Genomic DNA, 26709 nt, shown 5'->3' with positions numbered 1-26709 from the left:
CGATGCCCACCTACTTCTCCCCCGGCATCTACGTCGAGGAGGTGCCCAGCGGGGCCCGCCCGATCGGACCGGTCGGCATGAGCACCGCCGCGTTCGTCGGGGTCGCGCCCGACCGCGGCGCCCACGTCGGCGAGGCGCTGGCGGTGAACAGCTGGACCGAGTTCCTGCGGCTGTACGCCGACGGCGAGCACCTGGAGAGCACCCCGCTGGCCCGCGCCGTGTTCGGCTTCCTGGACAACGGCGGCACCCGCTGCTGGGTGGTGAACGTCGGCGAGGGCGGCCGGCTCACCGGCACCGGCGGGCGGCGCGGCGGCCTGGAACTGCTGGAGGCGATCGACGAGGTCTCCATCCTGGCCGCGCCCGGCTACCACGACCCGGTCTCGCACGAGGCGCTGATCAGCATGGCCGAGCGGCTGCGCACCATGGTGGCGATCTGCGACCCGCCGCCCGAGGTCACCGACGTCTCCCGGCTCACCCGGGTCGCCACCCCGGGCAAGCCGCCCAAGCCCGCGTCGGCCGCTTCGTCCTCGTCGGCCGACAAGCCCGCCGAGGGTACGCCGGGCGACGCCGACGACGAACCGCCCGGCACCGGCGGCGACCGGCCCCGGCAGTCGGACTTCGCCGCCTTCTACTTCCCGTGGATCCGGGTCCGCGACCCGCTCAGCGGCGACCTCGTGCTCACCCCGCCGAGCGGGCACGTCGCGGGCATCTGGGCCCGCACCGACGCGCTGCGCGGCGTACACAAGGCGCCCGCCAACGAGCCGGTACGCGGCGCCGTCGACCTCGCGTACCGGGTCACCCGGCCCGAGCACGACGTGCTCAACCCCAAGGGCGTCAACGTGATCCGGTTCTTCGCCGGGGAGGGCATCCGGCTGTGGGGCGCCCGTACGCTCGCCGCCGAGGCAAGCGAGTGGCGCTACCTGAACGTGCGGCGGCTGTCCATTTCCATCGAGCAGGCCATCGCCAACGGCACCCGGTGGATGGTGTTCGAGCCGAACGACTTCACGCTGTGGCGCTCGATCCGCCGCGACATCGGCGCTTTCCTCACCCGGGTGTGGCGCGACGGCGCGCTTCTCGGCCGTACGCCCGAGGAGGCGTTCTTCGTCAAGTGCGACGAGGAGACCAACCCGTCCGACGTACGCGACGCCGGAATGGTGGTGGCCCACATCGGCATCGCTGTGGTCAAGCCCGCGGAGTTCGTGGTGTTCAAGCTGAGCCAGTGGGCCGGCGGCACCGAGACCGAGACGATCGGAGGCTGACATGCCCACCACCGCGACGCCGCAGCCGGGCGCGCCCGTCGACCCGTACCGCGCGTACCACTTCAAGCTGCTCATCAACGGCATCACCAACGGGCACTTCACCGAGGTCAGCGGCTTCGAGGTGGCGATACCGGCGCTGTCGTACCGGGAGGCGGGCAACGAGCGCATCCGGGCCGTGCCCGGCCAGGTCGAGTACGCCCCGGTCACGCTCCACTTCGGCCTGACCAGCTCGCGTGAGCTGTGGGACTGGGTGAACGCGGCCGCGAAGGGCACAGTCAACCGGCGCAACGTGTCGGTGGTGCTGCTGGACCCGGCCGGCACCGCCGAGGTGCTGCGCTGGAACATGATCAACGCTTGGCCGACCCGGTGGCGGGGCGCGCACCTGAACACGCTGTCGCAGGAGATCGCCATCGAGGCGCTGACCCTGGCGTACGAGGGCCTGGAACTGGAGGCCGGCGGTGCCGCCGCCCCGGCGACCGCGTGACCGGCTGGCCCGCGCGCTGCGGGCCACCGCCGATCGCCTGTCCGATCCGGGCTCGCCGTCGTCGCCGGACTTCCCGGCCGACGCGCCACGTCCTCCCGGTCAGCCGCCCGAGCACTGGCGGCGCCTGGTGGCCGCGCACGCCCCCGGCCTGCTGCGCGACCTTCCCCCGCCCACCGCTCCTCCCCCGCTCTCCGACGAGCGGGTTCAGGCGCGCCGGTGGCGGACCTGGACAACACGGCTGATCAACCGCCTCGCCGCCCCCGGCAACGGCCCGTCGAGATCTTGGTACGAAAGGGCCCCTATAGGGGCCGTTTCCTACCAAGATCTCCCGGAGGTCCTGGAGGATGGGACGGGGATCCCGGAAAGCGGGAAGGCGGAGCGGGGGCGCGGCGCGGCATCGCCCTGGCGTGGAGCGTCGACGTGGGCGGGTGCGGAGTGGGAAGCGGGCGGGGCGGTGACCTCCGCAGCGGTGGCGGACACCCGGTCCTACTCGGACAGTGCTGCGCGGGCGTGGGATACCGGGTCGCTCGGGGATGGGCCCGCAGGCCGGGACGTGGCCGAGTCGGGCGGTCCGGCCGCGGCGCCGGCGCCGGCAGGAACGGCGAGCATCTCCGACAGGACTGGATCACCGAGCGCCACCGGCACGACCGACACCACACGCACGACTGACGCCAGCGGCGCGTCCTCGATCCGCAGGCCGACGGTGACCCGCGCCCCCAGGCCCACCACCACCGGCGCACGCGGCGCGAGCGGCGCGAACGGCGCACGCGGCGCGAGCGGCGCGAACGGCGCACGCGGCGCGACCGGCGCACGCCGCGTGATCGGCGCGAGCAGCATGACTGGTGCGATCAACGCGAACGGCGCGCGCCGCGTGACCGGTGCGAGCGGCATGACCGGTGCGATCAGCCCGAACGGCGCAAGCAGCAGCAACGGCGGCAACGCCGCGAGCGACGGCACTGGCGAGATCGGCGGCCTCGGTCGGCCCACCGAGCCGGGCCCGCCCACCGGCACTGGCGGACCCGCACATCTCACCGAAAGCCGGGACACCATCGGCGTGACGTCCCGCGAAGCGGACCGGCCGTCACCGCCCGAGCGGCCCGGACTGGGCGCGGATCGGGTGGACGCACTCCGGAATCCGGCGTCGGCCGGACGGGACCGGAATGTGGTCGGCGGAACGAGCCCGTCGCCCAACCGGGACGAGGTCCTCCCACTCCTCTTCGCCGCCGCACGACCAACCGCACAACCAGACGCACGACAGGCCGCACGATGGGCCGCACCACCGGACGCACGACCCGGACCGGCCACACCCGACGGAGGCGACCGGTTCCGGACCGCCGATCCCGCCGCGCAGAAGCGGGGACGCGCCGCCGAGCCGTATCCCGAGAGGCCCGGCCCGGCGACCGACGGCGATCATCCGGCGCGACAGCGGCACCGGCCCGAGTCCACGCCTTCCGGCCCGTGGCCGGCCCTGCCGGACGACCCCGGCCGGACCCCGGCCGCGGTCTCCGCACACCAAGCTGCCCAGGGCGGCGGGACACACGCGGACCCGTGGCCGGCGCTCCCGGCCGAACCGGTGTGGCTTCCCCCGCGGACCACGCCGTGGAGCGACACGGCCCGGCTGGACCGGGAACAGGCGGGTGACTGATGGAGCGTGTCGCCTTCCTCGTGGACGAGTCCGGCACCCGGGTCGACTGCCTGCTCAACCCGGAGACCGTGCAGGTGACCCGGCTGGCCGGGGTACGCCCGCGCGGCGGCCCGGACGGTCCGCTCACCGGCGCCGGACTGGCCGACGATCCGCTGGTCTTCACCGGCGGCGGACGTACCGAGCTGGTCCTCGATCTGCTCTTCGACGTGGACTTCGTGGAGTCGCCGGCCCGGCCGCAGGACGTGCGCGCGCTGACCCGGCCGCTGTGGATGCTCGCCGAGAACTCGGCGGTCGAGCACGGCTGGCTGCGCCCGCCGCTGGTCCGCCTGGTCTGGGGCAAGACCTGGAACGTCCCCGGCGTGATCACCGCTATCGCGGAACGCTTCGACGCGTTCACGCTCACCGGTACGCCCCGGCGGTCCTGGCTGCGGCTGAAGCTGGTCCGCGCCGCGGAGAGCGCCGAGGCGGCGCGCGCCGGATTCGAGGAGGAACTGGCCGCGGCGAGCACGCCCGCCGTCGCGCCCGGATCGGCGGTGGTCGCGGCCGCCGACGGCGCGGCCGAGCCGGGCTGGTCCGGGGTGCGCTTCGACCTGCTCGCCCACGACGCGCTGGGCTCGCCGCTGCGCTGGCGGCTGCTCGCCGAACACAACCGCATCACCGACCCGCTCACCGTGCCCGCCGGCACCGCGCTCGCCGTCCCGCCGGTCGGCGCGGTCACCACCCCACCAGACGGGGCCGCCGGAGGCGCGCCGTGAGCCGGGCCGCCGTCGTGACAGTCGACGGCCGTCCGCTGGCCGACCCGGCCCGGCTGCGCGCCATCCGCGTCGCCGCCCGCCTGAACCGCCCGGCGCAGTGCGAGCTGACGCTCACCGCCGCCCCCGGCGCGGGCCCGCTCGACCCTCCGGTACGCCCCGGCGCCGCCCTCGACGTACGCCTCGACGGGCAGGCCGAAGCGCTGTTCACCGGTGAGGTGACAGCCGTCGAGCGGGAGTACGCCGGTGACGGCGTGCCGCTGGCGCGGATCCGGGCGTACGACCCGCTGCACCGGCTGCGCAAGCGCCAGGAGCTGCGGGTGTTCGAGTCGGTGACCGCCGCCGAGCTGGCCGGCGAGCTGTGCGCCGGGCTGGGGTTGAGCGTGGCGGCCGAGGACGACGGGCCGCGCCTGGACCGGCTGCTCCAGCACCGGCACACCGACCTGGACCTGCTGTGCGAGGTGGCCGGCCGGGCCGGGCTGCACCTGAGCGTGGACGGTGACCGGTTGCGGCTGCTCACGCTGGACGGCTACGGGGATCCGCTGCCGCTGACGCTCGGCGAGACGGTGCACGCGCTGCGGATCACCGAGAACCTGGACCGGGCGGGCGCGGAGTGCGCCGTACTCGGCTGGCACCCGCAGCGCGCGGAGGCGCTGGGCCAGCGGGCGGACGAGGCCCGCAGCGGGCGGCGCATCCCGCTGCGCCCGGAGCCGGGCGACGTCGGCGCGGACGGCGTGCGCACGGCCGTGGACCAGCCCGGCCGCAGCGACGACGAGCTGGCCGCGCTGGCCCAGGCCGGGCTGGACGCCCGGGTCGCCGCGCTGGTCACCGCCGAGGGCACGGCCGAGGGCGACCCGGCGCTGCGGCCCGGACGGCGGATCGCCCTCGCGGGCGTCCCGGACCCGCTGGCCGGGGTGTACGTGCTCACCGAGGTGGTGCACACGGTCGACGCGGACGGGCACCTGACCCGGTTCGCCACTGCGCCGCCCGGCCCGCCGCCGACGGCCGCGCCCCCGGCCGCGACGGTCACGCTCGGCACCGTCACCGACGTCGACGACCCGGACGGGCTGGGCCGGGCCCGGGTGACGCTGCCCGCGTACGGGGATCTGGACGCCGGCTGGCTCGCGGTGCTCTGCCCGGGCGCGGGCCGGGGCAAGGGCATCGTCGCGCTGCCCGACCCGGACGACACCGTGCTGGTGGCGCTGCCCGGCGGCGAACCCGCGTCGGGCGTGGTGCTCGGCTCGCTGTTCGGCGCGGTCGAGCCGTACGACACGGGGATCGTGTCGGGGCGCTCGCGCCGCTGGTCGATGCGGACCGGCACCGGGCAGTCGATCGTGATCGACGACGACGGGCGCACGCTGCGGCTGGCCACCGACGCGGGCAGCTTCGTCGAGCTGCGCCCCGAGCTGACCACCGTGCACGCGGCCGGTGACCTGGTGCTCTCCGCGCCCGGCCGGGCCGTCGTGGTGCGCGGCCGGACCGTCGACTTCCTGCACGCCCCGGCGGCCGAGGACGCCGAGACCGCCGCCGCCCAGGCCCGTACGCTCGCCCGTTCCGCCGGAGGTGGCTGATGCGCTGGATCCACCGCGACTCGCTGATCACCTGCGGGCACGACGGGCGGGTGCGCAACCGCCCGTCTCAGGACTGGGTGACGGTCCAGGCCGTGCCGGTGCTGACCCGTCCCGACCCGGAGGGGCGGGACATCACCGCCTGCCCCAACTACGGCCCGACGATCAAACCCTGCCTGCACACGCTGACCGTCACTGTGGGTTACAGCACGTGGGTGCGGGTGGACCGGCAGCCGGTGGTGCTGTCGCACCTGGACGGCCTGACCGACGGCACCCCGCCGGGCACCGTGCACCACCAGGTCCGCGACGTGCGGCAGGGCTTCCTGGGGGCGGACGCATGAGGGCCTTCCGCTTCGTCGGCGCCGGCTTCGACGCCGGCCGCGCCGGTGGTCTCGCGCTCACCGCGGCCGGCGGGCTCGCCATGACCGACGGCGACGAGACGGTACGCCAGGCGCTGTACCTGCTGCTGTCCACCACGCCCGGGGAACGGCTGATGCGTCCCGGGTACGGGTCGCGGCTGCACCGGCTCGTGTTCGCGCCCAACGACGACACCACGGCCGGGCTGGCGATCCACTACGTGCGGCAGGCGATCCGGCGGTGGGAGCCCCGGGTCGAGGTGCTGGACGTGGACGCCGGCCCGGACCCGGACGACCCGTGGCGCCTGGTGATCCGGCTGGACTACCGGGTGCGGGCCAGCCTCTCCCCCGGCCACCTGGTGTTCTCCGTCGACCTGCTGCCGGCCGACGAGGAACCCGCTGACGAGGAGGGCACGCCATGACGCTGCCGGTGCCGCACCTGGACGACCGCGCCTTCCTCGACCTGGTCACCGAGGCGCGGGAACGCATCGCCCGGTCCTGCCCGGACTGGACCGACCTGTCCGCGCACGACCCGGGCATGGCGCTGGTGGAGGCGTTCGCGTACCTGACCGAGGTGATGATCTACCGGCTGAACCAGTTGCCGGAGAAGGCGTACGTGGCGTTCCTGAACCTGCTCGGCGTCACCCGGCACGCACCGGCGGCGGCCTGGGCGGACGTGCGCCTGACCCGCACCGGCCCGGACCGCGGCCCGGTGCGGGTGCCGGCCGGCACCCGTGTCGCCGCGGCGCGCGGCGCGGACCCCCGGCCGGTCGTCTTCGTGACCACCGAACCGGCGGTGCTGCCCGCCGGGGAGACCACCGTGACGGTACGGGTGCACCACTGCGAGCCCGTCGAGGCGGAGCTTCTCGGCACCGGCACCGGGCAGCCCGGTCAGGTGTTCCGGGCCGCCCGCGCGCCGCTGATCCGCACCACCGAGGCACTGGACCTGCTGCTCGGGGTGGAGGTGCCGGCGGGCTCGGTGGAACTGGGCGCGGCCGCCCGCGAGCACGAGGGGCGCACGTACGAGATCTGGCGGCCGGTGGACAGCTTCGCCGGTGTCGGCCCGCAGGCGAAGGTCTACCTGGTGGACCGGGCGTCCGGGGTGGTCACGTTCGCCCCGGCGCTGGACCTGCGCCCGGTCGTGGGCGCCGCGGCCGTCGAGGGGGCGGCCGGGGCGACCACGGTGGCGGCGGTGCCGCCGGCCGGGCGGCAGGTGCGGCTCTGGTACCGCTGCGGCGGCGGGCCCGCCGGCAACGTGGCGGCGGGCGTGCTGACCAGCCTGCGCGACCCGCTGCCCGGGGTGAAGGTGGACAACCCGGCGCCGGCCACCGGCGGGCGGGAACTGGAGTCGCTGGAATCGGTGCTGGCGCGCGGGCCGTACGAGTTCTTCGCCCAGCAGCGCGCGGTCACCGCCCGGGACTTCGAGATCCTGGCCACCGGCTCCGGGGCGGTGGCGCGAGCGCGGGCATTCACCCGGGCCGCCGTCTACAGCTTCGCCCGGCCCGGCGAGGTCGAGGTGGTGCTGGTGCCGTACGTGCCGGACGCGGCCCGCCCCGGCGGGCGGCTGCCGGTGGCGGTGCTGCGCGAGCACGAGGTGGAGGAGGCCCGCCGCCGGGTCGAGGCCGACCTGGAACGCCGACGCGCCCTGGGTACGGCGGTGCGGGCCGGCTGGGCCCGGTACAAGGCGGTGTCCATCCAGGCGCGGGTGGTGGTGCGCCGCGAGGAGGACGTGGACGCGGTACGCCGCCGCATCCACGACCGGCTGCACCAGACGCTCAGCCCGCTGCCCACGCCGCTGAACCCGGCCGGCTGGGCGTTCGGCGAGCCGCTGCGCGCCTCCAACGTGTACCGGATGCTGGAGCACGCCGAGCCGGGCGTGCGCTACGTCGAGTCGGTGCGCTTCGTGGTCGACGAGGCGCCCGACGCGCAGGTGCGCACCGTGGCGGTGGACCAGTACCAGGCCGACACCTGGTACGCCGGCGGCGGCCCGGTGCTGTTCCGCTCCACAAACGCCGGTGCCGGCTGGGAACCGGCGGGCCGGTTCGACGGCGAGACGGTGGTGCGGGTGGTGCCCGCGCCGGCCCCGGTACGCCCCGGCGTGGTTCCCCGGGCCGGTTCGGTGGCGGTGGTGACCACCCGCGACGCCGGTGGCTCCCGGGTCCGGCTGAGCACCGACCTCGGCGAGACGTGGACGCTGCTGACCGACCTCGACTCCGGCGTACGCGACCTGGCCTGGATCGACCGCGACGGCACCGGCGCGCTGCTGCTGGCCACCGACGCGGGCCTGTACGAGGTGCCGCTGCTACCCGGCGCGGTGCCGTTGCAGATCCTGGTCGACCCGGCCGACGCGGACCGGGGCTTCTACGCGGTGCGCGCGTTCGTCTCCGAGCGCGGCGCGCCCGGGGTGGCGGTGGCCGCGCAGGCCGGGTTCGGCGTCTACCTGTCCACGGCGGCCGGACGGCCCGGCACGTTCGCCCACGTCGGCCTCGCCAACGTCGACAACCGGGTCCTCGCCGTGCAGTACGACGGCCCGGCCACGCTGCTGTGGTGCGGCGCGGGCGAGCCGGACCCGAAGAAACCCGGGCAGGGCTGCCACCGCACCCGGCTGTTCGAGTCGGACGTGAAGTGGCAGTCGATGGCGTCCGGCTGGATCGGCGGCACCTGCCGCGACCTGGCGTTCAGCGGCCCGCTCGCGCTGGCCGCGACGCAGAGCGGCGGCGTGGTCCGCCTGGACACGCTCGCCGGGCAGCCGCAGTGGTCGCCGGTGATGGTCAACTGCGGCCTGCCGCTGCGGGACCGGACCCGGTTTGTCCCGGTCGACGCCATCGCCGCCACCGCGCCCACCGGCACGTCCGGCGCCGGGCGGCTGGTGCTCGCCGGCGGTGAGCGCGGCGTGTTCCGCAGCGGCGACGGCGAGGACTGGACGGCGAGCGCCAACCAGGCCACCGCCGACGTGGTCACCGTCCCCGGCACCTGGCTGCTCTGCTCCGGCGAGCACGACATCGAGGTGGTGCGGCAGGATGCGCCGAGCGGCGATTGAGCGGCTGCTGCCCGCCGCGTACCAGCGGGCCGCCGGGCCGGGCAGCGTGCTGGGCGCGCTGCTGGACGTGATGGAGGCGCTGCACGCCCCGGACGAGGCGGTGCTCGCCGACGTCGACGCGCTGTTCGGGCCGTACCGGACGCCGGACGGGTTCGTGGCCTACCTGACCCGCTGGGTGGCGATGGACCACGTGGTCGCCGCGCCCCGCGCGGACGCGCCGCTGCCGTTGCCGGCGGGCCGGCTGCGGGACCTGGTCGCGCACGGCGCGCTGCTGGCCCGCTGGCGCGGCACCCCGTACGGGATGCGGACCGCGCTGGAACTGGCCACCGGCGTGTCCGGGTTCGTGCTGGACGAGCCGCCGGAGCGGCCGTTCCACCTGGTGGTGCGGGTGCCTCCTGCCGCCGCCGACCGGCTCGCGCTGGTCACCCGCATCGTCGAGGCGGAGAAACCGGCCGCGGTCACCGTCGAGGTCGTCACCGACCCCGGCCCGCCCGAGCCGGCGCCGCCCACAGCAGGCCCGCCGGACCCAGGCCCGCCGCCCACGCCCGAGCCGGACGACGCCGAGCCCGCCGCCGGGGTGGCGACGGTCCGCGCTGTCGGCCGGGCCCACGTACCAGCACCCTTGCCCCACGATCCGCCCGAGGAGCCGTCATGACCACCGAATGGACAGTCGTCGCCGCCGCCGAGCAGTTCACACTGGACACCCGCAACGGCGGCGAGCTGACGTTCACCGTGTCGAACCCGGGTACCGCGCCGGACACCGTCGTCTTCGACGTCGCGCCCGGCGAGGGCAGCCAGCGGGCCTGGTTCACGGTGGCCGAGCCGCAGCGGGTGGTGCCCGGTCAGGGCTCGGTGTCGTTCCTGGTACGGCTCGCCGTACCGCCCGGCACGCCGCCCCGGCGCTACGACATGACCGGGTTCGCGTACTCGGCGAACACCGCGCCGGAGGAGAGTTCCCGGTCCAGCGGCCGGGTCACGTACGACGTGCGGGCTGTCGTACCCCCGAAGCGCGCGCCGTGGCCGTGGATCGCCGCCGCCGCGGCGCTGGTGCTGGTCGTGGCCGGGGTGGTGGCCTGGCTGGTGACCCGCGGACCGGACGCCCCGGCCCCGCCGCAGGCGAACGCGGTGACAGTGGAGGCGGAGACGCTCGTCTCCGGCGCTGTGGTGCAGTCCCCCACCGGCGCCAAGGCGGAGGTGGTGGCGCAGGAGAACTGCTGCGACGTGGTGTGGTCCGGCGACGCGCAGCTGTTCTTCCTGGGCCGGGGCGTGGGCGACCGGGTGACGGTGCAGGTGGACCTGCCGGCCGACGGCACCTGGCGGTTCTCCACCGTACGGACCACGTCGTTCGACTACGCGAACACGATCTGGCTGGTCGACGGCCGGCAGGTCGGCGACACGTTCTTCGGGTTCAGCCCGACCGTGGTGCGCACCGACGAGGTGGACGTGGGCACCGTGGAGCTGACCCGCGGGCCGCACAAGCTGACGCTCGTGGCGGTGAGCAAGACCCAGGGCACCGACAGGTACTTCGCCGGGGTGGACGAGATCCGCTTCACGCCCGTCGTCCGGCCGTGAGCGCGAGGAGTGAGCCGGTGTTGCGAGCCCCGCAGTCGCGAACCGAGCCGGCACCGTGACCACGAAGCAGAAGGTGCTGCTGGTGGCGGTGGCCGTACTGCTGGTGGCGCTGTACGTGGTGGCGGTGGCCGGTCGCCGCGACGACCCGGGCGACCCGGCGGACGGGCCGGGCGCGCTGGCCCGGCTCGGGCGCGGATCCGGGACGGTCGACCCGGCGACGGTGGCGGTGACGTGCCTGCCGCCGGCCGCCGAACCGGCCACCACCGCCGACGGGGTGGCGCTCGCCTTCGGGACGGTGTGCCGGCTGCGGGTGGCCGACCCGGGCGCGCTGCGCACGCTCGTGCTGCGCGGCACGGCGCCGTTCCAGGTGACCGCCCGCGCGCCAGGCGACGCGGACGTCACCGTCACCGACGAGGTCGCGCCCGACGCGGACGGCCCGGCGGTGGCGAAGGTGGCCGTGGACCGGGAGACCGAGGTGCTTCTGCGCTGTCCGGGAGGTGGCGGATGCGCTGTCACGCTGGCCCGGTCCTGACCGGGACGGAGACGCGGCATGGGTGAGTTGCGCAAGCCGTTCCTGCTGCTGGCGTTGCTCGCGGTGGCGCTCGTGGTCGGCGTGGAGCTGGGCGCGGCGGTGCTGACCGGCGGCGGCGACGCGAGCGGCGCGCTGCGGGGCAGCGCCGGGCAGCTCGGCGTCGAGCTGGGCGACGTCGGCGCGGTGTCCGAGCCGTCCGGGCGGGGCATCGGCTATCTCGCGCTGATCGACGTGGTGGCGCTCTGGACGACCGGGCTGTTCTGCCTGAGCCTGGTGCTGCCGGACCGGGTGCAGGGCCGGGTGCAGGGTGTCGCCACGCTCGTCTTCTCGATCGTGCTGCTGCTGGTGTCGCTGGTCCTGCTGATCGTCGCGTTCGTCGAGCTGACGGTGATGGTGTCGCTGTTCCTGGCGCCGCCGTTCGGCACGCTGGCGTACCTGGCGGTCTGGGGGTTCTTCCCGGTCGACGACGCCGCGGCGCTGCTCGGGCTGACGCTGCTGCTCAAACTGGTCTGGGCCGGGCTGCTGCTCGCCGCCCAGCCCCGGATCCTGCGCAACAAAGGGCTGGTGCTGCTGGCGCTGACCACGCTGCTGTGCACAGTGGTGCTGCAGTTCCTGCACGCCCTGGTGCCGGTGATCCTGGTCAGCATCCTGGACGACCTGGGCGCCGTGGTGTTCGCCGTGGTGGCGCTGATCTGGGCGCTGGTGCTGCTGATCGGGTCGATCCCGGCGATCGTCAAGGCGGTCCGGACCACCGCAACCACGTCCGGCCGTACGGTCCGGTGACCGCGCGGCCGGTCAGGCGATCGCGGCCGAGGCGGCGGCGACGAACTGTTCCGCCGCCCGGGCCGGAGTGGCCCGGCCGGACTGGGCGTTCTCGGCGGCCTTGACCAGCTCGGACCTCACCGTGCGGTGTCCCTTGAGCGGGGGCCGCGGGCCGTCGCCGAACGTCTTCGCCAGCTCGGATCCGAACCGGATGGACCGCTTCACGGTCGGGTCGGTGACCGTCTCGCCGAGCTTGGCGCGCAGGTCGGCGTTGGGCGGCAGGCCACGGTCGGTGCCGAGCAGCGCCACCGCTTCGGGATCGTTGAGCATGAAGTTGATGACGTCGACCGCGGCGTCCTTCTTCGTGCTGCGCCTGTGCACCGACCAGTACGTCCCGGCGCGCGCCCACTGTGCGCTCGGGTCACCCGGGTACGCCACCACGCCCAGCTCGTCAGCGGTGCCCTTCTGCAGGTCCGGCATCTGGCCGGCCCAGACCCAGGACGTGGCCGCCCTGCCGGTGACCACCAGCTGCCTGGTGACGTCGCCGGTGTTTCCCTGGCGGATGACGTCCGGCGTCGGCGTCGCCCCCCGGTCGCGGGCGCCGGACCACAGCGCGAACCACCGCGTCACGTCCTCGACGGTGAAGCCGAGGCCCTTGTCCTGGTACAGATCCTTGCCCTGCTGCCGCAGCCACACCCAGAGCGCCTTGTCGTCGGCGCTCGGATCCTGGGTACCCGGGACCTTGGTCTTCCTCGTCACCTGCTCGGCCCAGGCGATGTGCTGCTCCCACGTCATGCCGGTGGTCGGCTCGGGCAGCCCGTGCCTCGTCAGCAGCGTCCTGTTGTAGACCAGGCCCTGGGTGTCCTCCCCGGCGGGCACGCCGACGAATTCGCCGTCCACGTAGCCGTACCGCCAGAGGCTGTCGTGCATCGGGCGGGTCTCCAGCTTGCGCGCCCCCTGGTAGTAGAGCAGCCCGGCGAGCGTCCGCCGCGCCGCGTACTCGGCCAGGTGGTCGTCGTCGATCTGGAAGATGTCCGGCGCCTTGTCGCCGGCGGTGAGCTCGGCCAGCCTGTCGAAGTAGCCCTTGTCGGTCTGCCAGGTCTTCGTGAAGGTCACGTTCGGGTGCTTCCTGGTGTAGAGGGCCAGCACCTCCTCGGTCAGCCTGGCCCGCGCGTCGGTGCCCGACCAGAAGACGGAAAGCTCGACCGGGGCGTCCGGGGCGACGGGTCCGTCCTCGTCGTCGCCGCAGGCCGCGGCGGCCGTCAGCGGCGCTGCGGCCGCGCCGACCAGCAGGCCACGCAGCAGCAGCCGCCGGGACAGAGGGCTGGACAGCGACACGCCGTCGGCGTGCCTGGCAAGAGCGCGCATCAGGTCCTCCTCGGCCGCCGGGTCCCCGTGTCGGCTACGAAGATACGGTCGTCGCGCCACCGGATCCACCACGCGGCGCTCAGGTGGCCGCCCCGCCTGCGGCGAGCGTGGCCAGGCGCGGCAGTTGCGCCGGATCGGTGAGCGCCGACCCGACCGCCACCACGCGCGCACCGGCGGCGAGGAAGTCACCCGCGTTGCCGGCGTCGATGCCGCCGGTGGCCACGAACCGGGCCTCCGGCAGCGGCCCGGCCACCGCCCGGAACCACGCCGGGCCGAGGCTGACCGCCGGGAACGCCTTGAGCCACACCAGGCCGTGGTCGAGCGCCCGCTGCGCCTCGGTCGGGGTGGCCACGCCGGGCAGGTGCGGCACGCCGAGACCGGCCGCCGCGTCGGCCACCGCCAGGTCCAGGCCCGGCGCCACTGTGAACGCCGCCCCGGCGGCCACCGCGTCGTGGACCTGCGCCGGGGTACGCACAGTGCCCGCGCCGACGATCCGGTCCCGCCGCCGTCCGGCCGTCACCGCGGCGTGCAGCGCCGGCACCGCTTCCGGGGTACGGATGGGCACCTCCACCACGGCGATGCCGAGATCCCAGGCCAGTTCCGCCAGCCGGACCGTCTCCTCCGGCGGCAGGTCGCGCAGGATCACCATCACCCGCGCGTCGCCGAACAGAGCCCCGAAGTCGTGCCCGCTCATCTCCCACTCCCTCTCCCCGCCTGCGCCTGCTCGGTCCACGCCTCGTCCGGCAGCGCCAGCGCCCGCGCGATCGTCTCCGGGTCCGGCGGCGGGGCGGTGTCGCCCGGCACGGCCAGCACCGGCGCGGCGGTCAGGTGCCCCAGCCGCAGGCAGGCTCGCAGGTCGAGGCCGCGCAGCAGCCCGGAGAGGAACCCGGCGGCGAACGCGTCACCCGCGCCCACCGGCTCGACCACGTCCACCGGCAACGCCGGCACGAACACCGCCGGTCCGGTACGCGGCAGCGCCGTCGCGCCGACCGGCCCGTCCTTGACCACCACCAACTCGGGACCGGGCAGCAGCGCACGCACCGCGGCCGGATCGTCCGCCGACCAGAGCACGGCCGCCTCGTCCAGCCCGACGAGCACCACGTCGGCGCGGTCGGCCAGGTCGCGCAGGACCGGGGCGGCCCGGTCGGCGGGCCAGAGCGCCGGGCGGTGGTTCACGTCGAAGCTGACCCGGGCGCCGGGCAGCGCCCGCCCGTCCAGCGCTGAGACGAGCAGGTCGCGGCAGGTGCCGGAGAGCGCGGCGGTGATCCCGGACAGGTGCAGCAGCCGCGCCCCGGCGAGCCCGGGACGCGCGAGGTCGGAGGCGCCGAGGCGGCTCGCTGCCGACCCCGCGCGGTGGTAGTGCACGCGGGTGCCGTCCGGCCCGGGATCCTTCAGGTAGAGCCCGGTCGGCGCGTCCGGGTCGACGGTGACCGCTGAGACGTCCACGCCCGCGGCGGCGACCTCGGCCACCACCCGCCGCCCGAACGGGTCGTCACCGACCCGGCTGACCCACGCCGCGCGGTGCCCGAGCCGGGCCAGCCCGGCCGCCACGTTGGACTCGGCGCCGCCCACGCCGACGGTCATCCGCGCGGCGTGCTCCAGCGACCCGCCTTCGGCGGGGGCGAGCACCACCATCGTCTCGCCCACGCAGACCACCTCGGGCCTCGCGGCATCACCCGGCTCAATCCTCGCGCTCACCGGAGAACCGCCTCGACTCGGGCCGCGACGTCGGCCGCGTCGAGGTGGCCGTCGGCGACCAGCACCCGGTGCCGGTTGTGCCGGGGCCGTCCGGCCGTGACCACCGCCGGGGTGTCGAAGGCGTACGCCACGCAGACGCCCGGGTACATCGCGGTGCGCACGAACCACCTGTCGCCCGGCCCCAGGCCGGTGAACACCAGCGTGTACGCGCCACCGCCAGGCGCGGAGGCGGACAACGCCAGCCAGGACGCGGCCGAGCCGTTCACCGCTTCCTCGCCTGCCGCGTCGGCGGTGCGCACGCGCGCTTCCCCGTCGGCCACCGCCCGCCAGAAGAAGCCGCCGTACCCGGCGCCGCCCGGGCGGCCGTTCGTGGCCGGGCTGCCCAGGCGCACGTCGGCGCCGGTCGCGGAGGTGAGCGTGGCGGACAGGTCCAGCCACCAGGCGTCCTCCCCGGCGGGCGTGGCGGTGATCCGCCGGCGTTCGCGCAGCAGCACCCGGCCGTGCCGGTCGCGCCACTCCAGGTCGTGGTCGAGCCGGTCGGCGGCCCGCTCCCGCCAGCCGGTGTGGGCGATGACGCCGTGGTCGTCGCGCCAGGTGTAGCCGGTGCCGCGCACGTACGTCCGGCCGCCCCACAGGTTGACGCCGTCGACGTCCTGCACGGTCAGGGAGGCGCCGAGGTGCCAGACGTGGTCGGCCGGGAGCGCGTCGGTGACCGGGGTGCCGGCCCGGGTCCGCACCGGATGCAGGTACGGCCGGGGCCCGTGGCGCGGGTCCAGGTCGGGACTGATCAGGTACCGGGCCACCTCGACGCCGTCCACGACCAGCCGGGGCTCGGCGTCGGCCCCGGCCGGACGCGGCCCGGCAGCGGCGGAACGAGGTTCGGCTGTCACGACGGCTCCGGGGCGGGGACCGGGCGGCGGGCGTCCAGCGCGTGCAACGCGGCGAGGGCGTACCCGCCGAGGATCGGCACCGCGACCGGCGTGACCAGCACGCCCAGCAGAACCGCCAGCGCGCAGACGCCGGAGGCGGCGGCCCACACGCCGGGGCGCTCCGGGCAGGCACGCGCCACCCGGGCGGCGGCGGCCCGCCAGCCCCGGCCGCCGGTGCGCCCGACGGCGACGGTGACCAGGCCCGCGTACCCGAGCACTGCTGCCACCACCACGGCGGTGAGCACGAGCGCGGGCCCGCCGCCTGGTACCCGGCCGGTGGCGAGCGCGACCAGGTCGGCGGCGAGCAGCGCGACGGCGGCGAGCACGACGGCGCTGACCGCCAGCCCGGCGGGCAGCGCGCGGCCGAACCGCCTGAGGCTGGTCCGCGCCTCGGGCCAGGCGCCGGTGACCGACCTGTCGTGCAGCGCGGTACTGGCCGTGGCGAGCGCCGGGGCGAGCGTGAGCACCGGCAGCGCGGCGAGCGCCACGGCGAAGCCGAGCAGCGCCAGGTCGCTCGCCTCGCGCAGGGTGTCCCGCCAGTCGGCGCGGACCGGTACGGCGTCGGTGGAGGCGGGCACGGCGGTCATCCCTTCAGCCCGCTGGTGTTGATGCCCTCGACGAGCATCCGCTGGAAGGCCAGGAAGAACAGGAACACCGGCAGCAGCGACAGCACCGACATGGCGAACATCGGCCCGACGGAGCTCTGGCTGGTCGAGTCGATGAACAGGGTCAGCGCCACCGGGACGGTGTAGTCCTCCAGGCTGGACAGGAACACCAGTTGCCGGAAGAAGTCGTTCCAGGTCCAGATGAACGAGAAGATCGCGGTGGTGACCAGCGCCGGGCGGCTCAGCGGCAGGATGACGTGCCGGAACACGCCGTACGGGGACGCGCCGTCGATGGTGGCCGCTTCGTCCAGCTCGCGCGGGATGCCGCGCATGAACTGCACCATGAGGAAGACGAAAAACGCCTCGGTGGCCAGGAACTGCGGCACCAGCAGCGGCAGGTACGGCCAGTCGCCGCCGACCAGGCCGAGGCTGCGGAACAGGATGTACTGCGGCACGATCAGCACGTGCCCGGGCAGCAGCAGCGTCCCGATCATGACGGTGAACCACATCTTGCGCAGCCGGAACCGCAGCCGGCCCAGGGCGTACGCGGCGAGCAGGCAGGACAGCGCGTTGCCGACGACGGTGAGGCCGCTGACCATCACGCTGTTGAGGAAGAACCGGCCGAAGCTGATGTCGAAGTTGGTCCAGCCGTCGAGATAGTTGCCGGGGGTGAACCGTTCCGGCAGCAGGCCGACGTTGTTGACGATCTCGGCCTGCGACTTGACCGAGGTGCCGAGCATCCAGAACAGCGGGTAGAGCACCACCGCGACGATCGCCACGAGCACGACCAGCCGCAGGACGTTCCGGCCGCTGCCCGGCCGGCGGCGCGCGACAGTGAGCGCGGTCATGAGTCGTCTCCGTCCGAGTAGTGCACCCAGAACCGGCCGGTGCTGAAGAACACGGCGGTGACCACGCCGATCGCCAGCAGGAACACCCACGCCATCGCCGACGCGTAGCCCATCTCCAGGTCGGTGAAGCCGGAGATGTAGAGCTTCAGCGTGTACATCAGGGTGGAGTCGACCGGGCCGCCGGTGCCGTTGCTGAGCACGAACGCGGCGGTGAAGCCCTGGAAGCCGTTGATGGTCTCCAGCACCAGATTGAAGAAGATCACCGGGGAGAGCATGGGCAGGGTGACCGCGCGGAAGCGCCGCCACGCCCCAGCGCCGTCCACCGCCGCCGCCTCGTACAGCTCGGTGGGCACCTGCTTGAGCCCGGCCAGGAAGATCACCATGGGCGCGCCGAACTGCCAGATCGCCAGCACCATCAGCGTCTCCAGCGCCCAGTCCGGGTCGCTGACCCAGGGCAGCCCCTCGACGCCGAACAGGGCGAGGAACGAGTTGAACGCGCCGTCCCGGTTGAACATGTTGACCCAGACGATGGCCAGCGCGACGCTGCCGCCGAGCAGCGACGGCAGGTAGAACAGGCTGCGGAACAGCCCGACGCCCCGCCAGGCGCGGTTGAGCAGCAGCGCCACGCCGAGCGCGGCGGCCAGCTTCAGCGGCACCGCGATCAGCGCGAACGTCAGCGTGACCCGCACCGCGTGCCAGTACGACGGGTCGGCGGTGAACATCCGCTCGTAGTTGGCCAGCCCCACCCACCGCACCTCGGACAGCGGCGTGAGGATGTCGTAGTCGGTGAAGCTCAGCCAGAGCGACAGCAACATGGGGATCGCCGTGACGCCCATCAGTCCGATGAGCCAGGGCGAGAGGAAGACGTACCCCGCCAGGCCCTCGCCGAGCCGGGCCCGGCCGGCCCGACGCCGCGTGGGGCGAGGGCCGGCCGGTCCGGTGCGCGGGGTCCGGCCGGGCGCCGTGGTGAGAGCCACGGGACCGGTCCTTTCGTGTGGTCAGGCGATCGCGGACTTGCAGGCGGCGACGAACTGCTCCGCCGCCTGGGCCGGGGTGGCGCGGCCGTACTGGGCGTTCTCGGCGGCCTTGACCAGCTCGGACTTGACCTTGCTGTGCCCCTTGATCGGCACCTGGGGCGAGGCGCCGAACTTCTGCGCCAGGTCGGACTCGACCTGGATGGACTGCTTCATGGCCGGGTCGGTGGCAGTCTCGCTGACCTTGGCGCGCAGGTCCATGTTCGACGGCAGACCACGGTCGGTGCCGAGCAGCGCGACCGCCTCCGGGTCGTTGTTCAGGAAGTTGATCACGTCGACGGCGACGTCCTTGTGCTTGCTGCCCTTGAACACCGACCAGTACATCGAGGCACGCGCCCACTGGGCGCTCGGGTCACCCGGGTACGCCACCACGCCCAGCTCGTCCTTGGTGTTCTTCTTCAGGTCCGGCATCTGGTTGACCCAGACCCAGGAGGTGGCCGACTTGCCGGTGACCACTAGTTGCTTGGTGATGTCGCTGGAGTTGCCCTCGTGGATGACGTCCGGCTTCGGGGTGGCGCCCCGGTCCCGCGCGCCCTTCCACAGCTCGAACCACTTCGTCACGTCCTCGGCGGTGAAGCCGAGCTCCTTGCCGTTGTACAGGTCCTTGCCCTGCTGGCGCAGCCACACCCAGAGCGCCTTGTAGTCGGCGCTCGGGTCCTGGGTGCCGGGCACCTTCGTCTTCTTCGCCACCTGCTCGGCCCAGGCGATGTGCTCCTCCCAGCTCATCCCGGTGGTCGGCTCGGGCAGCCCGTTCTTGGTCAGCAGCGTCTTGTTGTAGACCAGGCCCTGGGTGTTCTCCCCGGCGGCCACCCCGGCGAGCTTGCCGTCGACCACGCCGTACTCCAGCAGGCTCTTGGGGAACTTCGACACGTCGAGCTTGCCGGAGTCGCGGTAGCTGCCCAGGTCGAGCGTGGTGCTGCGGCCGGCGTACTCGGCCAGGTAGTTGTCGTCGATCTGGAACAGGTCGGGCGGGTTGCCGCCGGCGGTCAGCGTGGCGAGCTTGTCGAAGTAGCCCTGGTTGGCCTGCCAGGTCTTCTCGAACGTCACGTCCGGGTGCTTCTTGGTGTAGAGGGCCAGGGCGTCCTCGGTGAGCTTGGCCCGGGCCTCGCCGCCCCACCAGAAGACGGAGAGTTTGACCGGGCCGCCGTCGCCGCCGGCGGAGTCGTCGCCGCAGCCGGCCGCGCCCAGGGCGAGGGGCACGGCGAGCGCGACGGCGGCCAGGCCGCGGACGAGTCGGCGTCGGGTCAGAGGGGTACGGTGATCCCGCCCGGCGGGTACGCCGGCGGTGGGGGACGTTGCGGGGTGCATCAGCGCTCACTCCTCGGCTGTGGGAGGCGACGACGTCACCGGCGGCCGTCCACGGGCCGCCCGGGTCCGCAGTGCTGTGCGGGCCCGGGCCACCTGTTCAGGCCCCGGTGCCGTCCCGGCCGGGCGCGGGGACGGGCCCGGTCGAGTCGCGGACGACCAGTTCGGTCTGGAGCATTACCTGTGCTGTGGTGCGACGGTCGCCGGCCGCCGCGCCCCGGCCCCGGGCGCCGCGTGGCGCGTCGGAGTCGAGTTGCAGCAGCATGTCGACGGCCGTCCGGCCGGCGGCCGCGGTCGGCGTGGCCACCGTCGTCAACTTGGGGCGGGTGAGCCGGCTCAGCGCGATGTCGTCGACGCCGACGACGCTCACGTCGTGCGGCACCCGCGCCCCGATCGCGTCCAGCCCTTCGATCAGGCCGATCGCCATCAGGTCGTTGTAGGCGAGCACGGCGGTGACGCCGCTGCGGCGTACCTGTTCGGCCAGGGCGCCGCCGCCGGTCTCGGTGGGCTGGTTGGGTCCGAGAATGGTCAGTTCCGCTCCCCCGCCCCGGGCGGCGGCGGTCGCGGCGCGGCGCATCTCCCGGGCGGTCCAGGAGCCGCGCGGGCCGCCGAGCAGCGCGATCCGGCGGTGGCCGAGCCCGAGCAGGTGCTCGATCGCGGCCCGGGCGCCCTGCCCGACGTCCATCATCACGCAGGGCAGGCCGGCGACCTGGCGGTTTATCACCACCACCGGGACCTCGCGGCTGACCTGCTCGATCAGGCTGTTGCTCATCCGGGGGCTGCACAGCAGCACGCCGTCGACCTGCTTGGCCAGGGCGTGGACCAGGTCCTCCTCGGCGACCGGGTCCTCGTTGGTGTCGGCCACGAAGACGTGGTAGTCGCGATGCCGGGCCTGCCCCTCCGCCGCCTTGATCAGCGGCGGGAAGAACGGGTTGGCGATGTCGGCCACGATCAGGCCGATGTTGTGGGTACGGCCGGTGATGAGGGCCCGGGCGGCCCGGTTGGGCCGGTAGCCGAGGTCCTCCGCGCAGGCCAGCACCCGGACCCGGGTCTCCGGGTTGACCAGGTGCGGGGCCGAGAACGTACGGGACACGGTGGAGATGTGCACACCGGAGGCGCGGGCGACGTCCCGGATGGTGGCTGGCACGGCGGGCTCCCTCGTCCGATGTGGTGGGGGTCACGGGTGCCGCCCATTAATGCAAACGGTTGCGCCCGTGTCAACGGTCCATTGTTGCGGCTCGATTGCGGCGCCGGTCCTTCCGGGTGCGCGAAACCTCATCAATGCGGATGGATAGGGCGGCTTGGCCGGCAACCGTTGACGACGTATCCACCGTCGTGGTTTCTTCGGCTGCAAACCTTTGCAGCCGACTGCCGGGGAGGCCGACGCCATGTCACCACCGGCCCGGGAACGGGTCCGCCACGCCCTGGTGGGCGCCGGGGCGCGCGCCGAGATGTTCGTCCGCGCCCTGGCCCTCGACCACGCCGACACCGCCGAGCTGGTCGCGCTCGCCGACGTCAACCAGAGGAGGATGGACGCGCACAACCGCTGGCTGACCGAGCTGGGCCACCCGCCGGTGCCCACGTACGCCGCCGGCGACTTCGCCGCCATGCTCGCCGAGGAGCGCGTCGACGTGGTGCTGGTGACCAGCGTGGACGCCACCCACGACGAGTACGTGACGGCGGCGCTGCGCGCCGGCTGCGACGTGGTCGTGGAGAAACCCATGACCGTGGACGCGGACCGGTGCCGGCGCATCCTCGACGCGGTCGCCGAGACCGGCCGCCGCGTCACAGTCGCGTTCAACTACCGCTACAACCCGCTGCACGAGCAGGTCCGGCGGCTGCTCGCCGACGGCGCGGTGGGCGAGATCGGGTCGGTGCACTTCGAGTGGCTGCTCGACGTGCGCCACGGCGCCGACTACTTCCGCCGCTGGCACCGCGACAAGTCCGTCTCCGGCGGGCTGCTGGTGCACAAGTCCGGCCACCACTTCGACCTGGTCAACTGGTGGCTCGACGCCCGCCCGGTCGACGTGCACGCGTACGGCCGGTTGTTCTTCTACGGCGCGGACGGCCGCCGGCACGGCTACGCCCGCGACTACGACCGGGCGCACGGCTCCCCCGCCGCCGACGGCGACCCGTTCGCGCTGCGCCTGGCCGACCACCCGCGACTGCGCGAGCTGTACCTCGACGCGGAGGCCGAGGACGGCTACCACCGCGACCGCAACGTCTTCGCCCCCGGCGTGACCATCGAGGACGACCTCGCGGTGCTGGCCCGCTACGACACCGGCGCGACGATGACCTACCACCTGACCGCGTACGCCCCCTGGGAGGGCTACCGGGTGATGGTCAACGGCAGCCGGGGCCGCCTGGAGCTGGAGGTGACCGAGAGCGACCACGTCAGCCCGGCCGTCGCCGGAGCACTCAAGGGCGCGGCGCTGCACGGCGACGAGGCGGCGGTGGAGCAGGGCGCGGCCCGGCTCACGCTGCGCCCGTTCTGGGCGCCGCCGGTCCAGATCCCGGTCGAGGGCTGGACCCGGCGCGGGCACGGCGGCGCGGACGCCCGGATGGCCCGGGTGCTGCTCGGCGGCGAACCCGACCCGCTCGGCCGGGCCGCCACCGCCCGCGACGGCGCGCTGGCGCTGCTCACCGGCCTGGCCGCCAACCGTTCGCTGGAGACCGGCGCGCCCGTCCGGGTCGCCGACCTGCTCACCCTGCCCTGACCGAGGAGCCCGCCCCCGTGCCGATCATCTCCCCCAGCGATCTGCTGCTGCCCGCCGAGCCCGGCCTGCGCGCCCTGGCGCGCGAGCTGTACGCGCTCGCCGCCGAGCAGCCGATCATCTCCCCGCACGGGCACGTCGACCCCGGGCTGCTGGCCGAGGACCAGCCGTTCCCCGACCCGGCCCGGCTGCTCGTCGTACCCGACCACTACCTGACCCGGATGCTGTTCAGCCAGGGCGTTCCCCCGGCCGACCTGGGGGTGCCCAGCGTCGACGGCAGCCCGGTGGAGACCGACGGGCGGACCGTCTGGCGGCGCTTCGCCGCGCACTGGCACCTGTTCCGCGGCACCCCGTCTCGGCTGTGGCTGGAGCAGACGTTCCGCAACGTGTTCGACGTCGACACGCCGCTGAGCCCGGCCACCGCCGACACCGTCTACGACGCGCTCGCCGCGCGCCTGGCCGAACCGGGGTTCCGGCCCCGGGCGCTGTTCGAGCGCTTCGGCATCGAGGTGCTCGCCACCACCGAGTCGCCGCTGGACGACCTGGGCCGGCACGCCAAGCTCGCCGCCGACGGCTGGGGCGGGCCCGGCGGCCGGGTGGTCACCACGTTCCGCCCCGACGACGTGGTGGACATGGAGTTCGACAACTGGGCCGCGAACGTGGACCGCCTCGGCGAGGTCTCCGGCGAGGACACCGGCACGTACGCCGGATACCTGGCCGCGCTGCGGGCCCGGCGGGAGGCGTTCGCCGCCGCCGGGGCCACCTCGTCCGACCACGGGCACCCGACCGCCCGTACCCTCGATCTGAGTCCGGCGCAGGCCGCCGCGCTCTACGACAGGGGCCGGCGCGGCCTGGCCGACGCGGCCGACGCGGAGGCGTTCCGGGCGCACATGCTGCTGGAGTTCGCCCGGATGTCGCTCGACGACGGCCTGGTGATGCAGCTGCACCCCGGCGCGGTGCGCAACCACAACCGGTGGCTGCACGCCCGGCACGGCCGCGACGTCGGCGGCGACGTGCCGCAGGCCACCGAATACGTGCACGCCCTCGCCCCGCTGCTGGACGCGCACGGCAACGACCCCCGGCTCACGGTGGTGCTCTACACGCTCGACGAGGACACGTTCACCCGGGAACTCGCCCCCCTGGCCGGCGGCTACGCGGCGCTGCGCCTCGGCGCGCCCTGGTGGTTCCTGGACTCCCCCGAGGTGCTGCGCCGGTTCCGGGAGACGGTCACCGAGACGGCCGGCTTCTACAACACCGCCGGGTTCGTCGACGACACCCGCGCGTTCTGCTCCATCCCGGTACGCCACGACGTGGCCCGCCGGGTCGACGCCGGCTTCCTCGCCCGCCTCGTCGCCGAGCACCGGATGACCGGGGACGACGCCGCCGAGACGATCGTCGACCTGGCGTACCGGCTGCCGAAGCAGGTCTTCAAGTTCGGAGGTGGGCCTTCATGACCAGGATCCTCGACGTCGAGGTGCACGACGTGCGCTTCCCCACCGCCGCCAGCGGCGACGGCTCGGACGCGATCAACCGGGGCGACTACTCGGCCACGTACGTGGAGTTGAGCACCGACGGCGGGCCGACCGGCACCGGGTTCACGTTCACCAACGGGCGGGGCAACGAGATCACCTGCGCGGCGGTCCGCGCGCTCGCCCACCACGTGCGGGGACGCACCGTCGCCGAGATCGCCGCCGAACCCGTCGCGTTCTGGCGCTCGCTGACCGCCGACGTGCAACTGCGCTGGCTCGGGCCGGAGAAGGGGGTGATCCACATGGCCACCGGCGCGCTCGTCAACGCGGTCTGGGACCTGCGCGCCAAGCTCGCCGGCAAGCCGATGTGGCGCCTCCTCGCCGAGATGCCCACCGACGAACTGGTCGCCACTGTCGACTTCCACCACATCACCGACGCGATCACCCCCGACGAGGCGGCCGCCATCCTCGACAAGGGACGCGACGGGCTCACCGACCGGCTGGCCGGGCTGGAACGCGACGGGTTCCCCTCGTACACCACCTCGGTCGGCTGGCTCGGCTACCCGGACGAGCAGGTGCGCGCGCTGACTCGCGACGCGTACGCCGCGGGGTGGCGCGCGATGAAGATGAAGGTCGGCGGGCGCATCGAGGACGACCTGCGGCGGGCCCGGATCATCCGGGCCGAGATCGGCCCGGACGCGCTGCTGATGATGGACGCCAACCAGGTGTGGGACGTGGACGAGGCGATCGCCGCGATGGGCGTGCTCGCCGAGGTCGACCCGTACTGGATCGAGGAGCCCACGCACGCCGACGACGTGCTCGGGCACGCCCGGATCGCCCGCGCGGTCACCGAGCTGACCGGCGGACGCTGCCGGGTCGCCACCGGCGAGGTCGCCGCCAACAAGGTGATCTTCAAGCAGTTGCTCCAGGCCGAGGCGATCGGCGTGATGCAGATCGACGCCTGCCGCGTCGGCGGCGTGGACGAGGTGCTCGCCGAGCTGCTGCTGGCGGCGAAGTTCGGCGTGCCGGTCTGCCCGCACGCCGGGGGCGTGGGCCTGTGCGAGTACGTGCAGCACCTCGCGATCTTCGACCACCTGCGGGTCGGCACGAGCCTCGACGGCCGCATGGTCGAGTACGTCGACCACCTGCACGAGCACTTCACCGACCCGGTCCGCACCCGGGACGGCCGCTACCTGCTGCCCACCACGCCCGGCTACAGCTCCACCATGCGCCCGGAGTCCATCGCGCAGTTCCGCTTCCCGGACGGCCCGGCATGGCGCTGACCCCCGACCGGCTCGGCCTGGCCACGCTGCGCCACCTGCCGCCGGAGTCCCGGCCGCTGCTGCGCCCCGGCACCGTGCCCGCCGGCATCGTCCACCTCGGCGTCGGCGCGTTCCACCGCGCCCACCAGGCTGTGCACACCGAGGCGGCGGTCGGCGCGGCCGGCGGCGACTGGGGCATCATCGGCGTCGCGCCGCGCAGCACCGACGTGGTCGACGCCCTCGCCGCGCAGGACTGCCTGTTCAGCGTCACCACGCTCGCCCCCGACGCCGCGGCGACCCGGGTGGTCGGCGCGCTCGCCGGGGTACGGCACGCCGCGAGTGACCCGGACGCGGTGGTCGGCCTGCTCGCCGACCCGGCCATCCGGGTGGTCACGCTGACGGTGACAGAGAAGGCGTACCGGCTGGACCCGGTGACCGCCGCGCTCACAGTGGACGCGGACCTGACCGCCGACCTCACCACCGACCGTCCCCCGCGTACCGTGCCGGGTCTGCTGGTGCGCGGGCTGCTCGCCCGCGCCGCCGCCGACGCCGGGCCGATCGCGCTGGTGAGCTGCGACAACCTGCCCGCCAACGGGCGCCGGCTGCGCGGCCTGGTGGAACAGGGCCTCGCGCTGGCCCGGGTGCCGGACGCGACAGCCGAGCGGGTCCTGGCGGCGGTGACCTGCCCCGGCACCATGGTCGACCGGATCGTGCCGGCCAGCACCGACGAGACCCGGGAGACCGCGCGCCGGGCGCTGGGCGTGACCGACCTGGCGGCGATCGCCGCCGAACCGTGGTCACAGTGGGTGATCGAGGACGACTTCCCCGGCGGGCGGCCGGCCTGGGAGCGGTCCGGCGCGATCCTCACCGACGACGCCGGCCCGTGGGAGCGGCTGAAACTGCGGGCGCTCAACGGCGTGCACTCGGCCACCGCGTACCTGGGCGCGCTCGCCGGCGCGGAGACGGTGGCCGAGGCGCTGGCGCTGCCGCACCTGGAGGCGGTGCTGCGGCGGCTGCTCGCCGAGGAGATCACGCCGAGCTTCACGCCGCCGCCCGGCGCCGACGTGACCGCCTACGGCGAGCAGGTGCTCGCCCGCTTCGCCAACCCGGCGATCCGGTACCGGACGACGCAGGTCGCCATGGACGGCTCGCAGAAGCTGCCGCAGCGGGTCCTGCACACCGTCGCCGACCTGCGGGCGGCCGGCCGGTCGGCGCGGTGGAGCGCGCTCGTGGTGGCCGCGTGGCTGCGGTTCCTGCTCGGGTACGCCGACGACGGCCGGCCGCTGCCGCTGGACGACCCGCTCGCCGACCGGCTGCGCGCCGCGCTGGCCGCCGGAGCGCACACCCCGGCCGGGGTGGTGGACGCGGTCTTCGCGCTGCGCGAGGTGTTCCCGGCCGAGCTGGCCGGCGACGACGAGTTCCGCGCCGACGTGACCGGCTGGCTCACCGCGCTGGAACGCCACGGCGTCCGGGCCACGCTGGCGGCCGCCCGGTGACCGCGATGGGG

Annotated in this window: 25 protein-coding genes; 15 read left to right on the top strand and 10 right to left on the bottom strand. The window is 74.5% G+C overall.

Going from position 1 to position 26709, the window contains the following annotated elements; genetic code table 11:
• Window positions 1-2 precede the first annotated feature (2 nt).
• On the top strand, window positions 3-1259 hold the full coding sequence (locus ACSDG8_RS30250; RefSeq protein ID WP_210895168.1) for a phage tail sheath family protein: 1257 nt from the start codon (window positions 3-5) through the stop codon (window positions 1257-1259).
• Between the two features lies 1 nt (window position 1260).
• Window positions 1261-1743: a phage tail protein gene (locus ACSDG8_RS30245; protein ID WP_013286679.1), complete on the top strand. Its 483-nt coding sequence runs from the start codon at window positions 1261-1263 to the stop codon at window positions 1741-1743.
• 486 nt (window positions 1744-2229) lie between these two features.
• Here the strand turns inward: ACSDG8_RS30245 and ACSDG8_RS30240 are convergent, their stop codons facing one another.
• Window positions 2230-2700 carry a hypothetical protein gene (locus ACSDG8_RS30240; protein WP_210943023.1) on the bottom strand — a complete coding sequence of 157 codons (471 nt, stop codon included), beginning with the start codon at window positions 2698-2700 and terminating at the stop codon, window positions 2230-2232.
• Between the two features lie 687 nt (window positions 2701-3387).
• Here ACSDG8_RS30240 and ACSDG8_RS30235 point away from each other — a divergent pair.
• The 9 genes from ACSDG8_RS30235 to ACSDG8_RS30195 are packed head-to-tail and all read left to right on the top strand — an operon-like array spanning window position 3388 to window position 11991.
• Window positions 3388-4143 carry a CIS tube protein gene (locus ACSDG8_RS30235; RefSeq protein WP_210943024.1) on the top strand — a complete coding sequence of 252 codons (756 nt, stop codon included), beginning with the start codon at window positions 3388-3390 and terminating at the stop codon, window positions 4141-4143.
• On the top strand, window positions 4140-5711 hold the full coding sequence (locus ACSDG8_RS30230) for a phage baseplate assembly protein V (protein ID WP_210895171.1): 1572 nt from the start codon (window positions 4140-4142) through the stop codon (window positions 5709-5711). The genes ACSDG8_RS30235 and ACSDG8_RS30230 overlap by 4 nt, the downstream gene beginning before the upstream one ends.
• Entirely contained in the window at window positions 5711-6049 is a 339-nt protein-coding gene (locus tag ACSDG8_RS30225) for a hypothetical protein (RefSeq protein ID WP_210895172.1), read from the top strand. The genes ACSDG8_RS30230 and ACSDG8_RS30225 overlap by 1 nt, the downstream gene beginning before the upstream one ends.
• A complete protein-coding gene (locus ACSDG8_RS30220) occupies window positions 6046-6486 on the top strand; it encodes a GPW/gp25 family protein (RefSeq protein WP_210895173.1) in 441 nt (146 codons plus the stop codon). Before ACSDG8_RS30225 ends, ACSDG8_RS30220 begins: the two co-directional genes overlap by 4 nt.
• Window positions 6483-9104, top strand: a complete 2622-nt coding sequence (locus ACSDG8_RS30215) for a putative baseplate assembly protein (protein ID WP_210895174.1) — start codon at window positions 6483-6485, stop codon at window positions 9102-9104. Before ACSDG8_RS30220 ends, ACSDG8_RS30215 begins: the two co-directional genes overlap by 4 nt.
• The gene (locus ACSDG8_RS30210; protein ID WP_210895175.1) at window positions 9085-9759 is read left to right on the top strand and encodes a phage tail protein; all 675 of its coding nucleotides are present in this window, start codon (window positions 9085-9087) and stop codon (window positions 9757-9759) included. The genes ACSDG8_RS30215 and ACSDG8_RS30210 overlap by 20 nt, the downstream gene beginning before the upstream one ends.
• On the top strand, window positions 9756-10676 hold the full coding sequence (locus ACSDG8_RS30205) for a hypothetical protein (RefSeq protein ID WP_210895176.1): 921 nt from the start codon (window positions 9756-9758) through the stop codon (window positions 10674-10676). Before ACSDG8_RS30210 ends, ACSDG8_RS30205 begins: the two co-directional genes overlap by 4 nt.
• A 55-nt stretch (window positions 10677-10731) precedes the next feature.
• Window positions 10732-11208: a hypothetical protein gene (locus tag ACSDG8_RS30200; protein ID WP_210895177.1), complete on the top strand. Its 477-nt coding sequence runs from the start codon at window positions 10732-10734 to the stop codon at window positions 11206-11208.
• Between the two features lie 18 nt (window positions 11209-11226).
• Window positions 11227-11991, top strand: a complete 765-nt coding sequence (locus tag ACSDG8_RS30195; protein ID WP_439427479.1) for a hypothetical protein — start codon at window positions 11227-11229, stop codon at window positions 11989-11991.
• A gap of 12 nt (window positions 11992-12003) precedes the next feature.
• On the opposite strand, the gene ACSDG8_RS30190 is transcribed toward ACSDG8_RS30195, so the two are convergent.
• The 9 genes from ACSDG8_RS30190 to ACSDG8_RS30150 form a co-directional block, all read right to left on the bottom strand.
• A complete protein-coding gene (locus ACSDG8_RS30190) occupies window positions 12004-13338 on the bottom strand; it encodes an ABC transporter substrate-binding protein (RefSeq protein ID WP_439427478.1) in 1335 nt (444 codons plus the stop codon).
• 79 nt (window positions 13339-13417) lie between these two features.
• Window positions 13418-14032 carry a bifunctional 4-hydroxy-2-oxoglutarate aldolase/2-dehydro-3-deoxy-phosphogluconate aldolase gene (locus ACSDG8_RS30185; RefSeq protein WP_210895180.1) on the bottom strand — a complete coding sequence of 205 codons (615 nt, stop codon included), beginning with the start codon at window positions 14030-14032 and terminating at the stop codon, window positions 13418-13420.
• Window positions 14029-14985, bottom strand: coding sequence for a sugar kinase (locus ACSDG8_RS30180; protein ID WP_439427477.1), 957 nt, complete (start codon window positions 14983-14985; stop codon window positions 14029-14031). The genes ACSDG8_RS30185 and ACSDG8_RS30180 overlap by 4 nt, the downstream gene beginning before the upstream one ends.
• A 47-nt stretch (window positions 14986-15032) precedes the next feature.
• Window positions 15033-15926, bottom strand: a complete 894-nt coding sequence (locus ACSDG8_RS30175) for a PmoA family protein (protein ID WP_210943027.1) — start codon at window positions 15924-15926, stop codon at window positions 15033-15035.
• Window positions 15923-16552: a hypothetical protein gene (locus ACSDG8_RS30170; RefSeq protein ID WP_210943028.1), complete on the bottom strand. Its 630-nt coding sequence runs from the start codon at window positions 16550-16552 to the stop codon at window positions 15923-15925. The genes ACSDG8_RS30175 and ACSDG8_RS30170 overlap by 4 nt, the downstream gene beginning before the upstream one ends.
• Window positions 16549-17418 carry a carbohydrate ABC transporter permease gene (locus ACSDG8_RS30165; protein ID WP_210895184.1) on the bottom strand — a complete coding sequence of 290 codons (870 nt, stop codon included), beginning with the start codon at window positions 17416-17418 and terminating at the stop codon, window positions 16549-16551. The genes ACSDG8_RS30170 and ACSDG8_RS30165 overlap by 4 nt, the downstream gene beginning before the upstream one ends.
• The gene (locus tag ACSDG8_RS30160) at window positions 17415-18395 is read right to left on the bottom strand and encodes a carbohydrate ABC transporter permease (RefSeq protein WP_210895185.1); all 981 of its coding nucleotides are present in this window, start codon (window positions 18393-18395) and stop codon (window positions 17415-17417) included. The genes ACSDG8_RS30165 and ACSDG8_RS30160 overlap by 4 nt, the downstream gene beginning before the upstream one ends.
• A 21-nt stretch (window positions 18396-18416) precedes the next feature.
• Window positions 18417-19760, bottom strand: coding sequence for an ABC transporter substrate-binding protein (locus ACSDG8_RS30155; RefSeq protein ID WP_439427476.1), 1344 nt, complete (start codon window positions 19758-19760; stop codon window positions 18417-18419).
• 97 nt (window positions 19761-19857) lie between these two features.
• On the bottom strand, window positions 19858-20904 hold the full coding sequence (locus ACSDG8_RS30150; RefSeq protein ID WP_210895187.1) for a LacI family DNA-binding transcriptional regulator: 1047 nt from the start codon (window positions 20902-20904) through the stop codon (window positions 19858-19860).
• A 241-nt stretch (window positions 20905-21145) separates the two neighbouring features.
• Here ACSDG8_RS30150 and ACSDG8_RS30145 point away from each other — a divergent pair, with 241 nt between their 5' ends.
• From ACSDG8_RS30145 to ACSDG8_RS30130, 4 genes are read left to right on the top strand one after another with little or no spacing between them, the layout of a single operon-like run.
• A complete protein-coding gene (locus ACSDG8_RS30145) occupies window positions 21146-22474 on the top strand; it encodes a Gfo/Idh/MocA family protein (RefSeq protein WP_210943029.1) in 1329 nt (442 codons plus the stop codon).
• A 17-nt stretch (window positions 22475-22491) separates the two neighbouring features.
• Window positions 22492-23925: a glucuronate isomerase gene (gene uxaC / locus ACSDG8_RS30140; RefSeq protein WP_210943030.1), complete on the top strand. Its 1434-nt coding sequence runs from the start codon at window positions 22492-22494 to the stop codon at window positions 23923-23925.
• Window positions 23922-25223, top strand: a complete 1302-nt coding sequence (locus ACSDG8_RS30135) for an enolase C-terminal domain-like protein (protein WP_439427475.1) — start codon at window positions 23922-23924, stop codon at window positions 25221-25223. Before uxaC ends, ACSDG8_RS30135 begins: the two co-directional genes overlap by 4 nt.
• The gene (locus ACSDG8_RS30130) at window positions 25214-26698 is read left to right on the top strand and encodes a mannitol dehydrogenase family protein (protein ID WP_210943032.1); all 1485 of its coding nucleotides are present in this window, start codon (window positions 25214-25216) and stop codon (window positions 26696-26698) included. Before ACSDG8_RS30135 ends, ACSDG8_RS30130 begins: the two co-directional genes overlap by 10 nt.
• Window positions 26699-26709: the final 11 nt, after the last annotated feature.

Origin of the sequence: Micromonospora sp. LA-10 (assembly GCF_051853095.1) — a bacterium.
Lineage (GTDB): Bacteria > Actinomycetota > Actinomycetes > Mycobacteriales > Micromonosporaceae > Micromonospora > Micromonospora echinospora_A.
The sequence above is the reverse complement of the archived record's forward strand: the minus strand, read 5'-3'. Positions and strand labels throughout refer to the sequence as shown.

Excerpts from the sequence above, each read along its gene's own strand:
- ACSDG8_RS30190 (WP_439427478.1), bottom strand. The coding sequence starts at position 13,338 with ATGCGCGCTCTTGCCAGGCACGCCGACGGCGTGTCGCTGTCCAGCCCT.
- ACSDG8_RS30145 (WP_210943029.1), top strand. The coding sequence starts at position 21,146 with ATGTCACCACCGGCCCGGGAACGGGTCCGCCACGCCCTGGTGGGCGCC.
- ACSDG8_RS30185 (WP_210895180.1), bottom strand. The coding sequence starts at position 14,032 with ATGAGCGGGCACGACTTCGGGGCTCTGTTCGGCGACGCGCGGGTGATG.
- ACSDG8_RS30135 (WP_439427475.1), top strand. The coding sequence starts at position 23,922 with ATGACCAGGATCCTCGACGTCGAGGTGCACGACGTGCGCTTCCCCACC.
- ACSDG8_RS30155 (WP_439427476.1), bottom strand. The coding sequence starts at position 19,760 with ATGCACCCCGCAACGTCCCCCACCGCCGGCGTACCCGCCGGGCGGGAT.
- ACSDG8_RS30165 (WP_210895184.1), bottom strand. The coding sequence starts at position 17,418 with ATGACCGCGCTCACTGTCGCGCGCCGCCGGCCGGGCAGCGGCCGGAAC.
- ACSDG8_RS30130 (WP_210943032.1), top strand. The coding sequence starts at position 25,214 with ATGGCGCTGACCCCCGACCGGCTCGGCCTGGCCACGCTGCGCCACCTG.
- ACSDG8_RS30170 (WP_210943028.1), bottom strand. The coding sequence starts at position 16,552 with ATGACCGCCGTGCCCGCCTCCACCGACGCCGTACCGGTCCGCGCCGAC.
- ACSDG8_RS30245 (WP_013286679.1), top strand. The coding sequence starts at position 1,261 with ATGCCCACCACCGCGACGCCGCAGCCGGGCGCGCCCGTCGACCCGTAC.
- ACSDG8_RS30235 (WP_210943024.1), top strand. The coding sequence starts at position 3,388 with ATGGAGCGTGTCGCCTTCCTCGTGGACGAGTCCGGCACCCGGGTCGAC.
- ACSDG8_RS30205 (WP_210895176.1), top strand. The coding sequence starts at position 9,756 with ATGACCACCGAATGGACAGTCGTCGCCGCCGCCGAGCAGTTCACACTG.
- ACSDG8_RS30195 (WP_439427479.1), top strand. The coding sequence starts at position 11,227 with ATGGGTGAGTTGCGCAAGCCGTTCCTGCTGCTGGCGTTGCTCGCGGTG.
- ACSDG8_RS30220 (WP_210895173.1), top strand. The coding sequence starts at position 6,046 with ATGAGGGCCTTCCGCTTCGTCGGCGCCGGCTTCGACGCCGGCCGCGCC.
- ACSDG8_RS30250 (WP_210895168.1), top strand. The coding sequence starts at position 3 with ATGCCCACCTACTTCTCCCCCGGCATCTACGTCGAGGAGGTGCCCAGC.
- ACSDG8_RS30210 (WP_210895175.1), top strand. The coding sequence starts at position 9,085 with ATGCGCCGAGCGGCGATTGAGCGGCTGCTGCCCGCCGCGTACCAGCGG.
- ACSDG8_RS30215 (WP_210895174.1), top strand. The coding sequence starts at position 6,483 with ATGACGCTGCCGGTGCCGCACCTGGACGACCGCGCCTTCCTCGACCTG.
- ACSDG8_RS30225 (WP_210895172.1), top strand. The coding sequence starts at position 5,711 with ATGCGCTGGATCCACCGCGACTCGCTGATCACCTGCGGGCACGACGGG.